Origin of the sequence: Sandarakinorhabdus oryzae (assembly GCF_009733735.1) — a bacterium.
GTDB lineage: Bacteria > Pseudomonadota > Alphaproteobacteria > Sphingomonadales > Sphingomonadaceae > Sandarakinorhabdus > Sandarakinorhabdus oryzae.
In genome coordinates, this window is sequence record NZ_WNJP01000082.1 from 1 (window position 1) to 12,511 (window position 12,511).

The 12,511-nt window shown below is 67.2% G+C and carries 11 protein-coding genes and 1 pseudogene; 8 read left to right on the forward strand and 4 right to left on the reverse strand.

What is annotated here, in order from left to right; translation table 11 throughout:
• Positions 1-963 (reverse strand): L-threonylcarbamoyladenylate synthase, encoded by a 963-nt coding sequence (locus GJ693_RS09390; protein ID WP_156256051.1) that lies wholly within the window; start codon positions 961-963, stop codon positions 1-3.
• 44 nt (positions 964-1,007) lie between these two features.
• On the opposite strand from GJ693_RS09390, the gene GJ693_RS09395 reads away from it, so the two are divergent.
• On the forward strand, positions 1,008-2,750 hold the full coding sequence (locus GJ693_RS09395) for an acyl-CoA dehydrogenase (RefSeq protein ID WP_156256052.1): 1,743 nt from the start codon (positions 1,008-1,010) through the stop codon (positions 2,748-2,750).
• Positions 2,751-2,757: 7 nt separating this feature from the next.
• On the opposite strand, the gene GJ693_RS17490 is transcribed toward GJ693_RS09395, so the two are convergent.
• Together GJ693_RS17490 and GJ693_RS09405 are read right to left on the reverse strand one after the other, a co-directional pair.
• Positions 2,758-3,642: a PEPxxWA-CTERM sorting domain-containing protein gene (locus GJ693_RS17490; protein WP_235902777.1), complete on the reverse strand. Its 885-nt coding sequence runs from the start codon at positions 3,640-3,642 to the stop codon at positions 2,758-2,760.
• A gap of 220 nt (positions 3,643-3,862) precedes the next feature.
• Positions 3,863-4,510 carry an aquaporin gene (locus tag GJ693_RS09405; protein ID WP_156256053.1) on the reverse strand — a complete coding sequence of 216 codons (648 nt, stop codon included), beginning with the start codon at positions 4,508-4,510 and terminating at the stop codon, positions 3,863-3,865.
• 142 nt (positions 4,511-4,652) lie between these two features.
• Here GJ693_RS09405 and cpaB point away from each other — a divergent pair, with 142 nt between their 5' ends.
• From cpaB to GJ693_RS09420, 3 genes are all read left to right on the forward strand, one after another.
• Positions 4,653-5,582 carry a Flp pilus assembly protein CpaB gene (gene cpaB / locus GJ693_RS09410; RefSeq protein WP_235902780.1) on the forward strand — a complete coding sequence of 310 codons (930 nt, stop codon included), beginning with the start codon at positions 4,653-4,655 and terminating at the stop codon, positions 5,580-5,582.
• Between the two features lie 97 nt (positions 5,583-5,679).
• Positions 5,680-6,633, forward strand: a complete 954-nt coding sequence (locus GJ693_RS09415; protein ID WP_156256054.1) for a hypothetical protein — start codon at positions 5,680-5,682, stop codon at positions 6,631-6,633.
• Between the two features lie 100 nt (positions 6,634-6,733).
• Entirely contained in the window at positions 6,734-7,528 is a 795-nt protein-coding gene (locus GJ693_RS09420) for a hypothetical protein (RefSeq protein ID WP_156256055.1), read from the forward strand.
• A gap of 4 nt (positions 7,529-7,532) precedes the next feature.
• On the opposite strand, the gene GJ693_RS09425 is transcribed toward GJ693_RS09420, so the two are convergent.
• Entirely contained in the window at positions 7,533-8,045 is a 513-nt protein-coding gene (locus GJ693_RS09425; protein WP_156256056.1) for a globin, read from the reverse strand.
• Between the two features lie 173 nt (positions 8,046-8,218).
• Between GJ693_RS09425 and GJ693_RS09430 the strand changes: the two genes are divergently transcribed.
• The 4 genes and pseudogenes from GJ693_RS09430 to GJ693_RS09445 all read left to right on the forward strand — a co-directional run.
• A complete protein-coding gene (locus GJ693_RS09430; RefSeq protein WP_156256057.1) occupies positions 8,219-8,815 on the forward strand; it encodes a J domain-containing protein in 597 nt (198 codons plus the stop codon).
• Positions 8,816-8,959: 144 nt separating this feature from the next.
• Positions 8,960-10,222 (forward strand): cystathionine gamma-synthase family protein, encoded by a 1,263-nt coding sequence (locus GJ693_RS09435; RefSeq protein WP_235902782.1) that lies wholly within the window; start codon positions 8,960-8,962, stop codon positions 10,220-10,222.
• 86 nt (positions 10,223-10,308) lie between these two features.
• Positions 10,309-12,030: an arginine--tRNA ligase gene (argS, locus tag GJ693_RS09440; RefSeq protein WP_156256059.1), complete on the forward strand. Its 1,722-nt coding sequence runs from the start codon at positions 10,309-10,311 to the stop codon at positions 12,028-12,030.
• Positions 12,030-12,511, forward strand: a pseudogene (locus GJ693_RS09445) (hypothetical protein); the annotation flags it as partial. The gene argS and the pseudogene GJ693_RS09445, both read left to right, overlap by 1 nt.

The window sequence follows — 12,511 nt, forward strand, 5'->3', positions numbered from 1 at the left end:
CTAGCCGCGCGGCGCTGCGGCGCGAGCGAGGCGATCATTGATCGCCAGCCCCAGGCCGTGGCGCGGCACCGGCGCCACCGCAATGGCCGCGCGGCCCGACGCCTGCGCCACGTGGAGCAGATCAAACAGTTGGGCCGCGGCCTCGGTGAGGTCGCCATTGGCCGACAGGCTGGCATCGCCGGCCACCGGGCCGAAACCGATGTGAAATTCGCCTGGCTGCGCCGTTACCGCCTCCAGCCGCACCGGTTGCTGCGGGGCATAGTGCGACGCCAGCATGCCGGGCGCGACAATCCCCTCTCCCACTGCGAGAGAGGGCGACTCGCCAACGGCGAGCGGGGTGAGGGGGTGCCCCGCCACAGCCGCAATCGCCTCCACCGCCACCGCCCCCGGCCGCAGCAGGCGCCAGCCGCCTTCCGTCACCGCCACGATGGTTGATTCAACCCCCGCCGCGCTCGGCCCGGCGTCGATCACTGGCACGTCGAGGCTGGCCAGCACATGGCTGGCCCGCGTTGGCGAAATGCGCCCCGAGGCGTTGGCCGACGGCGCCGCCAGCGGGCCGACGCTGCGCACCAGCGCCTGCATGATCGCGTGCGCCGGGCAGCGTAGCGCGATGGTGTCGAGGCCCGCCGTCACCAGCAACGCCACCGGCGCATCCGGGCGGCGCGGCAGCACCAGGGTCAGCGGCCCCGGCCAGAATTCGGCGGCCAGCCTGTGGGCGAGCGGGGAAAGCAGGGCCAGCGTTTCGGCTTGGGCGATATCGGCCACATGCACGATCAGCGGGTTGAAGCTGGGCCGGCCCTTCGCCGCATAGATGCCGGCCACCGCCGCGCCATCGTCGGCGCGCGCCGCCAGACCGTAGACGGTCTCCGTCGGCACTGCGACCAGCCCACCGGCGCGCAGCACATCGGCCGCTGCGGCAATGCCGGCGGCGTCGGAGAGCAGGATGCGGCTTTTGTCGGCCATGGCGCGCGTCTATACCGAGTGAGACAAGAAAACGGAAACCGCCGATGCCCTACACCGCCCCCACCACCGAACAGCGTTTCGTGCTGGACGTGATCGCCGATCTGCCCGGCCTCGCCGCGCTGCCGGCCTATGCCAACGCCACGCCCGACATGGTGGACGCGATCCTGGCCGAATCCGGCAAGCTGGCCGCGGGAGTCTTCGCGCCGCTGAACAAGAGCGGCGACAAGGCGCACGCGAAACTGAACGATGGCGTGGTGACGCTGCCGGCCGGCTTCGTCGAGGCCTATCGCCACTATGTCGAGGCCGGCTGGGCAGGCCTTGGCGTGCCGGAAGCCCACGGTGGCCAAGGCCTGCCCTTTGCGGTTGCGGTCGCCGTGCAGGAACAGATCACCAGCGCCAACATGGCCTTCGCGCTGTGCATGATGCTGAGCCAGGGCGCCATCGAGGCACTGGCCGCCCACGCCTCCCCGGAACTGCAGGAACGCTATCTGTCGAAGCTCGTCACCGGCGAGTGGACCGGCACCATGAACCTCACCGAGCCGACCGCCGGCAGCGATGTCGGTGCGCTGAAGTCCCGCGCCGAGCCCAATCCCGATGGCAGCTGGCGCATCAAGGGCACCAAGATCTTCATCACCTGGGGCGAGCATGACGCGGCTGAGAATATCGTCCACCTTGTCCTCGCCCGCACGCCCGACAGCCCGCCGGGCACCAAGGGCATCAGCCTGTTCCTGGTGCCCAAGTTCCTGCCCGACGGCAGCCGCAATGACCTGAAGTGCGTCGGCCTTGAACACAAGCTCGGCATCCACGCCTCCCCCACCTGCACGATGAGCTTTGGCGACAATGACCGCTGCATCGGCTGGATGGTCGGCAGTGAAGGCGGCGGCATGCGCGCCATGTTCACCATGATGAACAACGCCCGCGTGCAGGTCGGCCTGCAGGGCGTCGCCATTGCCGAAGGCGCCATGCAGCATGCGCTGGATTATGCCCGCACCCGCGTCCAGAGCGCCAAATTTGGCGGCGGGCGGGAGCCGGTGCGCATCATCGAGCATGCCGACGTGCGCCGCACCATCATGACCATGCGGGCGCTCACCGAAGCCAGCCGCGCGCTGGTCTATCTCAACGCCGCCGCCGTTGACCGAGCGCACACGGGCGACAAGTCCGGCCAGGGCCTCGCCGATCTGCTCACCCCCATCTCCAAGGCCTGGGCCACCGATATCGGCGTCGAGGTGGCCTCACTGGGCGTGCAGGTGTTCGGCGGCATGGGCTATGTCGAGGAGACCGGCGCCGCCCAATATCTGCGCGATGCCCGCATTGCCCCGATCTATGAAGGCACCAACGGCATCCAGGCGATGGACCTGGTTGGCCGCAAACTGGGCATGGACGGCGGCCAGCACTGGAAGGACCTCCTGGGCGAGGTCCGCGCCACCCTCGCCGATCTCGATGAGGACGAGGAATTGAAGCTCATCACCCCGTGGCTGGAGGACGCGCTGGATTCGGCGCAGACCAGTTCGCTCTGGCTCGCCGGCGCCAACAACCCTGACGATGTCGCCGCCGGCGCCACGCCCTATCTCAAGCTGATGGGCCTCACCCTTGGCGGCTGGCTGCTCGCCAGGCAGGCCCTCGCATCACGCGCCCACCCCGATCCGCAGTTCGCCGCCGCCAAACGTGCCACCGCCCGCTTCTTCGCCGAGCAACTGCTGCCGCAAGTGCAGGCGCTGAGCGCGTCGGCCATGCGCGGCGCTGCGCTGCTCTATGCCATCCCGGAAGACGGGTTGGCAGCCGCGTGACCGCCGATCAGGCGGCGACCGGTTTGACGCGCCGCCGCGAGATCGCGCCCACCAGACCAAAGCCCGCAACCAGCATCGCCCATGTTGCCGGTTCGGGCACGCCGGTGGCGGTGAGAAACACGCCGGACTGGGATGTGTAGGTCATGCCCTGCGGCAGCAGAAACTGCAGGCCGGCCGTGTTGTAGAAGTCCGACGTCGAACCGAGCGAGGCAATGGCTTCGAGGGTCATTTCAACACCAAAGGTCGGGTTGGCGCCTTCGAGGTCGAGCACCACGTCGAAGAACCGGGTCGAGCCTTCCACCCATGTGTTGTAGTGGCTCAGGCCGCTGTTTGTGGAATAATAGGGTGTTGCCAGATCGCCCAGCACCAGGAACTTCCCGGTTCCGGCCTGGAAAACGAAGGCCCCATGCGCATCGGGCGTTTCAGCATGCAGCGTCAGGAGCATGCGCAAGGGTGTGATGGTGCTGGCGCCAGCGCCGGCAATGGCGAAGGTCAGCGTATCGGAGATGATGGCGCTGGACGACGCAAAGCCGGACGGGGTGGTCGCGGCATAGGCCCCCACCTTGCCGGTGCTCAGATCGCCATAGGCCCGCGCCGACGATTGCGGTTCGCTCGCCGAGATGGCCCAGCGTGGCGAATGGCTGCCGGGTCCGACAAACGTCACCAAACCATTGTCTGTGCGGACTAGATCGCCCAGGCTGCCAGCGCCGGGCAGGCGATTATTGATGCTGTGTTGATCCGTGTAGACTGTCATGTTGCTCGGCAATGCCGGATAATTGCCCGCATTGGCCGAAACAGAAACACTGGCGGCCGTTGCCGGTGCGTCGGCAAGCAACGCCACTGCGGCAAACATCGCCATTGCGAGGCCGCCGGTGCTCCTGAAACTCTTCATGGTTTGCATCCCCTGTCCATCACGACCGGAGGCAAAATGTACAGATGTGGCCAATCTGTCGTCACCCGAACGGATGGGCCGATTGGCCGAGCCGGATGTCAGGCAACGGCCGGCTATCTGCCCATCCCGTTGTCAGCCTGAGTTAGCAGTTCCTCGCGCAATCATGAACGGGCCTGCCAGGCACCATGGGCGTCCAAGGTTTAGGGAAGCGGTGGCCCGTTCACCCCTCCGGATACAACACCCGCTCTAGCCAGTGCGCTGACAGCCCGCCGGCGAATTGCGCGGCGATGAAGCCCGGCACATGGGCGGGCGCGATGCCGGTGAATGTGTCGCTGAGCGCGCGGGCGATGGTGATCGCCGGGTTGGCGAAGCAGGTTGACGAGGTGAACAGGATGGCGGCGCCGATGTAGAGCGCGACGCTGGTCGCCCCGGCGTGCGGCGCGTGACGGCCGGTCAGGAGCACGGTCAGGATCAGGCCGAAGGTGGCGACAAACTCGCCCAGCATCAGACCGGGCCCGCCACGGGCGTTGGTCGCCACCTGCAGGATGGGCAGGCCGAACATCGCGTGCACGCACAGCACGGCCGCAATGCCGGCGGCGATCTGCACCGCCACCATCACCAGCATTGCGCCCCAGCTGCTCTGCCCGCGCAGGCGCAGCACCAGGCTCACCACCGGGTTGAACTGCGCGCCCGAGACCGGGCCCAGCATGGTGACCAGAAGTTGCAGCATCATCACGGTGGCCAGGGTCACCACCAGCACGCCCAGCAGCACTTCACCGCTGCCCAACTGCTGGGCCAGCACGCCCGAGCCGATCACCGTTGCAAACAGGAAGAAGGTGCCCACCGCTTCCGCCCACAAACCCCGCATGCTGCCCACCTGTTGCCCCCCGGCTTGTTCAGGCGGCCATTGGGGCACGCCGGCCTGTCAAGGTCAATCGCCCGCCTAAACCCTCTGCCCCCGCGCCCGTTACCACTTCGGCAATGCGGATGCGCGATGGGGAGGGTGCGCGATGGGAATCGAGGAGAGCTGGCGCGAGGTGCTGGGTCGGCATCGGCCGCCGCTGCTGTATCGCCTGGGCCGGAATGATCGCGGCGAAGGCCGGCAGCGGCGGTCGCTCATCATGCTGGCCGCCGGCATGATCCTGGCGCTGGCCGCCGTCTTCCTGGCTCGCACCCAGCCAGGCGGGCAACGACCAGCCAGGGCCGCGGTGCCCACCGTCGGCGTGGTCGTTGCCGCGGCCGATATCGGCTTTGGCCAGGCCTTGACGGCGGACAAGCTCAAGCTGGTCGAGCTGCCGGTCGCCGCCCTCCCACAGGGCCATTTCCGCCAGCTCGAGGCGGTCGTGCAGGGCAGCGGCCACGCTGCGCTGCGGCCGATCGCGGCCAATGAGGTGATCACCGCCGCCGCGCTGGCCGCCGGTGGCACCCGGCTCTCGGCGACGCCGCTGCTCGGCCGTTCCATGCGGGCGCTGGCGGTGCCGGTGGACGAGGTTTCGGGCGTGTCGGGCCTGCTGTTTCCCGGTGACCGGGTGGACGTGCTGCTGACCGAGGAGCCCGACGTCGCCCTGCCCCACGCCGAGCTGCTGGCCCAGAATGTGCGCGTGCTGGCGGTGGGGGAAGACATGAACATCGCCCGCGACAAGCCCGGCGTGGTGAAGACCGCGACGCTGGAACTGACACCGGCCCAGGCCCAGAAACTCACCCTGGCCGTCGCCACCGGCCGCATCAGCCTGTCCCTGCGCCACCTCGGCGACGAAGACCGCATCCGCCTTGAAAGCCTGCAACTGAGCGACCTCAACGACGGCACCCCCACCCGTTTGATCCGCAAGCCGGGCAGCGGCGCCGTGCCAGCGACAGCTCCCGCCAGGCAGGCCGGCCCCAGCAACAGCGTGACCGTGATGCGCGGCGCGGAGGCAACGGCGGCGCCGGTGCTGCCGTGAGGTGCAGTGGGCTTGCCTGACATAGCGAATCATGAAATCTTGAACGCGGGTCGTGGCTGGCACATGGGGGTGTGCCGGCGTGCAACGGGGGAAAACCATGCACCGCGCCCTGATCCTCGCGATTCCCGTCATCCTGGCTGGCTGTGCAGCCAGCATTCCGCCCTTGCCTGAGCCTTCGACGATGCCGTCAACCGGCCCCTATGATGTCGGGCCGGCGCTGGACACTGCGGACAAGCTGGCCGCCCAATACGCCAGAAATTATCAGCGCACGGCAAAGGACAATCGGCTCCTCACCCTGCCCACCATTGCGGCCGCCACTGGAGCCGCCGTCTTGACCATCGCCAATCCGGCGGGTGTCGCCCAGGTGCTCGCCTTTGTCGGCATCGGTGCGGGCGCCTACGAGATCGGGCGCGGCGCGCTGTCGCCAAAGTCGCTGCCTGGCCTTTACTTGAAAGGCCATGAAGCCTTGACCTGCATCCATGCGCCAGCGTCGGTCTTTCTGGTCAATCAGGGGGCCACAAAAGACACCGGCGTGGAGCAACTGGCCGCAAGGCGGCGAGAGCTTGGCGATCAGATCGCAACCGCGCTCTTCTGGGAAGCAAAGGGGCTGAGCGGCGTTACGGATGGCAGCGAAGAAGAGCGAACGGCCATGCAGCAGTCGCTGACAAAGCTGAGCGAGGGGATTGTGCGGGCCAAGGCGGCCTATACGGCCAGCGTGGCGGACGAAGTGGCCGGCCGCGCCGCACCCGCAACGATCAGGGTGGCTGTTTCAAGAATCGCCCTGAAGGTGGCCAGCAAGGGGCTTGAAGGCACTGATCTCAGCTACCCAACGCTGCTCGATCAGTTCAAGGCCATGATACCGCCCAAGAAGGACCCGACCGCGACCGGAGCCCCGGCAATTGTAGCCGACGTGATCACGCGCACGCAGAAGTTTGATGAAACCTTGGCCGCGCTGCTCGACAGGATTGCGGCGGTGGAGAATCTTCAGTCTGCAATGCCGTTCGCCGCTGCGCTGGACCAGGTGAAAGCCTGCCCGGCGACCGTGGGCTAGTCTGATGGTGATCAGGCCTGGCACTGGCATCAGCACCGGCGGGGGATCAGGCACAGTCACGGCCCGCGTGGCGAGCGATGACCCAACCGACGTCCTGCTCATGTCTGTCGGCCATGTGCTGGTGGTCGCCAAGGCCAAGGTCGTTTGCGCCGAACAGGGCGCTCAGCCGTGCGGCAAGGTCGCGCTAGTTGCCGGCAATCCGCCACTTGATGCCGGGCTGGCCCGCATCACGACTGGCACTGCAGACAATCAGGTTGCCCGCCTGGGCGTGACAATGCAGGCGGTGGCGCGGGTGACAAAAGATGCGCAGGTGATCAAATCCGGCACTGCCACCGGCGTTACCCTTGGCATCGTTGTTGACCCGGATGTGGCCGTGCCAATCCAGTATGATACGGGCGTCAAGACGGTGCGCGGGTTCCTGATCAAGCCTGATCCGTCCACGTCCGGACCCTTGATCGACCATGGGGATTCCGGCGCGCCATGGCTGTTGACCGATGGCCGCGGGAAGGCGCTGCCCCTGCTGGCTGGAGTCAATGTCGGCTTTCCGGCACAGGGATCGGGATTTCCGCAGGACTGCGCGCTCGCCTGCCATGCCGAGGACGTGATGAAGGCACTGGGCGTCACCCTGTGGCGGCCCGATGCGCTGGCCCCCGCGCCGGTGCCGTTCATCGCCGCGCCTGCCCATGCGCCGCCCGCCCCCATGCTGGTCGCCACCCGCGAGGCTGCCATCCTGCGCGGGTTGCCGAGTCAAACGGCCAATCGGCTCGACGGGCTGGCGCCGGGCCAGCTCGTGCATGTGCTGGCCACGCGTGATGGCTGGGCCCAGGTCAGCCTGAAGGGTGACAATCTGATCGACGGCTTCGTGTGGGCCGATCTGTTACGTCCGCCGGGCTGACCGGTCAGCGCATCGGGAAGAAGATGCCGCGCTCGTCCCGGGGTGGCAACACGTCGTCCACATCGATGACGCGCGCTTCCATGCTGCTGCCCGGCAGCGCGGCCAGCGTCGCGGCGGCGCGGTCCAGCACCAGATCCCAGGCAGCGGCCATCGCCGGCGTGAAGCCATCGCCGCACGTGTCGCGGATCACGCCGGCCATGATGGGCAGGAAATCGGCAAACACCGCGCGCGGGATGCCATAGGCGTCGTGGGTCACCGCCTCGGTGCCCAGAAAGGCGCTGCCCCAACCTCCGATTCCTTGGCCGCCTTCCGGCGCGTGGGGGGCAGCGAGATCGAGCACCATCTCGAAACTGCGGGCCAGCATCTCGCCGCGGATGCGGCCCGATCCGTCCCGCCAGAACTCCGCCTCCATTGCCGGGTGCAGGGCAAACAGCCGGGCATAGATCGCCGGCTGCGGATCGCCGCTGCGGGTGACGGCCAGTTCCAGGCTGGCTTCAAGTGCAGGCAAATGGCTCATGCTGGCAGGCTGCGCCGGTGTCGTGCGGAGTGCAACTCCGCATTTTTGGCGGGGTAACGGCATTTACCACGCCGGAATATTGACAAATTGGCGATCTTCTTTAACAAAAGATTATTAGTTGGTTGCGTTGGTATGGTTCGAGTCCACCGGCGCCCAACAGGGGGAGAGCCGTGATGGACCATGATCAGCCCTTCATCGATTATTACGCCGTGCTGCGCGTGCATCCGGAATGCGATGGCCGCACGCTGGAAATCGCCTATCGCCGGCTGGCCAAGCTCTATCACCCTGATCATCCCGACACCGCCGACGTCGTGCAGTTCAACGCGGTGGTCGAAGCCTATCGCGCGCTGAAGGATCACACCAAGCGCCTCGCCTATGATGCGATCTACAGCGAGCACACCGGTTTCGCCTTCTCCACCAGCGATTCGATCCTGGCCGAAGAGCGCGCCGCCCTGTCGGATGCCGAGGTGCACGCCGAGATGCTGATGCTGCTCTACAAGCGCCGCCGCGAACGCACCCGCGAGCCGGGCGTCGGCGTGATGGAATTGCAGCGCGTGCTGGTCTGCTCGGACGATGCGCTGGATTTCCACGTCTGGTATCTGAAGTCCAAGGGCCTGATCGAGACCACCGATGCCGGCACGCTGGCGATCAGCATCGCCGGGGTTGACCATGTCATCGCCACCTCGCGCAGCGCTGCGCAGGAAAAGCTGCGCCTCACCCAATTTGGTGGCCCGCAACGCGCCTGGCCCAGAGACGCCGTAGCTGCCTGACACCGTTGCTGCCTGATCGCGGCCATCCGGCTTGCGCCCGCGCCCGATTTGATTCAGCTTCACCGGCGGCGGCGTTACGCTGCCGGGAGCATCTGAACCATGGCCAAAGACACGCCTGATCCAACAGGCGGCAACCACCGCACCATGCATCATCAGGCGCGCAGCATCGGCAACCGCAAGCTGCGGCCATCGACGATGATGATGGGCCACGGCTATGATCCGCGCCTGTCGGAAGGCGCGCTGAAGCCGCCGATCTTCCTCACCTCCACCTTCGTGTTCGAGACCGCTGCCGACGGCAAGCGCTTCTTCGAAGGCATCACCGGCGTGCGGCCCGGCGGGGCGGAAGGCCTGGTCTATGGCCGCTTCAACGGCCCTGATCAGGAGATATTGGAGGACCGGCTGGCCCTGTGGGAAGACGCCGAAGAGGCGCTGACCTTCTCCAGCGGCATGTCGGCCATCGCCACCACCTTCCTGGCGCTGGTGCAGCCCGGCGATGTCATCGTCCATAGCGCCCCGCTCTATGCCGCGACCGAGACGCTGATCGGCCGCATCCTCGGCCGGCTGGGGGTGACCTGGCTCGATTTCCCGGCCGGCGCCACCCAGGCCGAAATCGAAGCCGTGCTGGGCGCCGCCGCCCAGAAGGGCCGCATCGCCGCCATCTATCTGGAAAGCCCGGCCAATCCCACCAACGCGCTGGTGGATGTGGAGGCCGTCCACGCCGCGCGCGCCGCCGTGTTGGGCGGGGGCACGCTGCCCCCTATCGTCATCGACAACACCTTCCTCGGGCCGTTGTGGGCGCAGCCGCTCAACCAGGGCGCCGATGTCACCCTCTATTCGCTCACCAAATATGTCGGCGGCCACAGCGATCTGGTGGCGGGGGCCTGCATCGGCGCCAAGGCGACGCTCACCCCCATCCGCATGATGCGCAACACGATCGGCACCATCACCGACCCGCACACCGCCTGGATGCTGCTGCGCTCACTGGAAACGCTGGAGCTGCGCATGAGCCGCGCCGGCGAGAATGCCGCAAAGGTCTGCGCTTTCTTGCGCGATCATCCCAAGATCGAGCGCGTCGGCTATCTCGGCTTTCTCGAGCCCGGCTCGCGCCAGGCCGATATCTATGCCCGCCATTGTTCAGGGGCTGGCTCCACCTTCTCGGTGATCGTCAAGGGCGGCGAGGCCGAGGCCTTCCGCCTGCTCGACAATCTGAAGCTGGTGAAACTGGCTGTGAGCCTGGGCGGCACCGAAAGTCTCGCCTCCCACCCCGCCGCCATGACCCATCTTTCGGTGCCCCCGGCGCGCAAACAGGAACTGGGCATCACCGACAATCTGGTGCGCGTCTCGATCGGGGTGGAGGACGCCGGCGACCTGATCGCCGATTTCGAGCAGGCGCTGGGCTTCGTCTGACCAGATGCCAGGAGACCAGATAGACGCCGCCGCTGCTTGGCGTTAGGGAACGGGCGATCCCCTTCCTTCATGCAAAGCCCGAAGCTGTGAACCTGTTTGCCGACTATGCCGCCACCGTGAGGGCGGCGCTGGATGAATTGACCGAAGCTGGCACGCTGCCGGCCGGTTTGTCCTATGCCAACGTGACGGTGGAGCCGCCGCGTGATGCGTCGCATGGCGATCTCGCCACCAATGCCGCGATGGTGCTGGCCAGGCCGGCCGGCCTGAATCCGCGTGCACTGGCCGAGGCGCTCGTCGCCGCCCTGACAGCCAAGCCGGGCATATCCGCCGCCGAAGTCGCCGGGCCGGGCTTCATCAACCTGAAGCTGGCCGACAGCGTGTGGCACGCGCAGATCGACGCCATGCTGGGCGCTGGTGCCGATTATGGCCGCTCCAGCGGGGGCGCCGGCAAGCGCATCAACGTCGAATATGTTTCCGCCAATCCCACCGGGCCGATGCACATGGGCCATTGCCGCGGCGCCGTGGTGGGCGATGCGCTGGCCGGGCTGCTGGAATATGCCGGCTGGGAGGTCACCAAGGAATATTACATCAACGATGCCGGCGGCCAGGTCGATACGCTCGCCCGCTCCGCCCACCTGCGCTACCGCGAGGCGCTGGGCGAGACGATCGAGATCCCGGAGGGCCTCTATCCCGGTGATTATCTGGTGCCGGTCGGCCAGGCCTTTGCCGCCGAGTTCGGTGACAAATATGTGGCCGCGCGGGAAGCCGAGTGGCTGACCCTGTTCCGCACCCGCACCGTCGCCCTGATGATGGAGCGCATCCGCGCCGATCTCGCCCTGCTCGGCATCGAACAGGATATCTTCTTCTCCGAAGCCTCGCTCGGCGGGCGGGTGCAGGAATCGCTCGATACGCTCAAGGCCAAGGGCCTTATCTATGAAGGCGTGCTGGAAAAGCCGAAGGGCGAAGCCGCCGATGATTGGGAACCGCGCCCGCAAACCCTGTTCCGCTCGACTGATTTCGGCGACGACCAGGACCGGGCGATGATGAAATCCAACGGCAACTGGACTTACTTTGCCGGCGACGTCGCCTATCACTGGGACAAGCTGACGAGGCGGTTTGACGCGCTGGTCAACATCTTCGGCGCCGATCACGCCGGCTATGTGAAGCGGATGACAGCGGCGGTGAAGGCGCTTTCCGATGGCAAGGTTCCGCTCGACATCAAGATCGTCAATCTGGTGAAGCTGCTGCGCGCCGGGGAGCCGGTGAAGATGTCCAAGCGCGCCGGCACCTTCGTGACGCTGGGCGAGGTGGTCGAGGAAGTCGGCAAGGATGTCGTGCGCTTCGTCATGCTGACCAAGCGGCCGGAATCGCTGATGGATTTCGATTTCGCCAAGGTGGTGGAACAGAGCCGCGACAACCCGGTCTTCTATGTCCAATATGCCCACGCCCGCATCGCCTCGCTGGGCCGCAAGGTCGCCGAGGCTGGGCTGGCGCTGCCGGCGCCGGACCTGACGCTGCTCGATGCCGATGAACTGAACGTGGTCAAGATGGCCGCCAACTTCCCGCGCATCATCGAACAGGCCGCCGACGCGCGCGAACCGCACCGCATCGCCTTCTATCTGGGTGATCTCGCCGCCGCCTTCCACAGCCAATGGAACGCCGGCAATGATGATGCGACCCGCCGCTTTGTACTGGCAGACCGGCCCGACCTGACGGCCGCACGGCTGGCCATGGCCCGCGCTGTCGGGCAGGTGATCCGCAATGGCCTCGCCGTGATCGGCGTGGCCGCTGCCGAGGAGCTGCACTGATGGCTGGGCGCGACGAAGATGCCCCGTGGCTGGCGGAAGCCGCGCCGCTGCGCGCGGAGCCGAAGAAGCGCCCGATCCTCAACATCGCCATCGCCGTGCTGGCGCTGGCCGCCGTTGCCGCGGTGGCGCTGCTGATGCTGCTCGGCCGCCGCGATGGCGGCTCGACCCAGGGCTATATGGAAGCCAGCCAGGCCCCGCTGATCGAGGCGGATCCCGGCCCCTACAAGGTGGCGCCGGCCGACCGCCAGGGCATGGACGTGTCCGGCGAGGGCGAGGTGATCCACGAGGCGGTGCGCGGGCAGGACCCGGGCGCGGTGATTGACATGAATGCCCTGCCGGAAGAACCGGTGGGCCGCCCGCGCGACCTGCTGCCGCCTGATGGCAGCGCGCCGCCGGCACCGACCACCACCGCGCCTGCTGGCCAGCCTGTGCAGGTGCAGGTGATGCCAGCCGGCCCGCCAGCGCCCGCCCGCACCGCGCC

Coding starts and splice junctions, on each gene's coding strand:
- GJ693_RS09390 (WP_156256051.1), bottom strand. CDS start 963: ATGGCCGACAAAAGCCGCATCCTGCTCTCCGACGCCGCCGGCATTGCC.
- GJ693_RS09425 (WP_156256056.1), bottom strand. CDS start 8,045: ATGAGCCATTTGCCTGCACTTGAAGCCAGCCTGGAACTGGCCGTCACC.
- GJ693_RS09420 (WP_156256055.1), top strand. CDS start 6,734: ATGTCTGTCGGCCATGTGCTGGTGGTCGCCAAGGCCAAGGTCGTTTGC.
- GJ693_RS09430 (WP_156256057.1), top strand. CDS start 8,219: ATGGACCATGATCAGCCCTTCATCGATTATTACGCCGTGCTGCGCGTG.
- GJ693_RS09415 (WP_156256054.1), top strand. CDS start 5,680: ATGCACCGCGCCCTGATCCTCGCGATTCCCGTCATCCTGGCTGGCTGT.
- GJ693_RS09405 (WP_156256053.1), bottom strand. CDS start 4,510: ATGCGGGGTTTGTGGGCGGAAGCGGTGGGCACCTTCTTCCTGTTTGCA.
- GJ693_RS17490 (WP_235902777.1), bottom strand. CDS start 3,642: ATGAAGAGTTTCAGGAGCACCGGCGGCCTCGCAATGGCGATGTTTGCC.
- GJ693_RS09435 (WP_235902782.1), top strand. CDS start 8,960: ATGCATCATCAGGCGCGCAGCATCGGCAACCGCAAGCTGCGGCCATCG.
- cpaB (WP_235902780.1), top strand. CDS start 4,653: ATGGGAATCGAGGAGAGCTGGCGCGAGGTGCTGGGTCGGCATCGGCCG.
- GJ693_RS09395 (WP_156256052.1), top strand. CDS start 1,008: ATGCCCTACACCGCCCCCACCACCGAACAGCGTTTCGTGCTGGACGTG.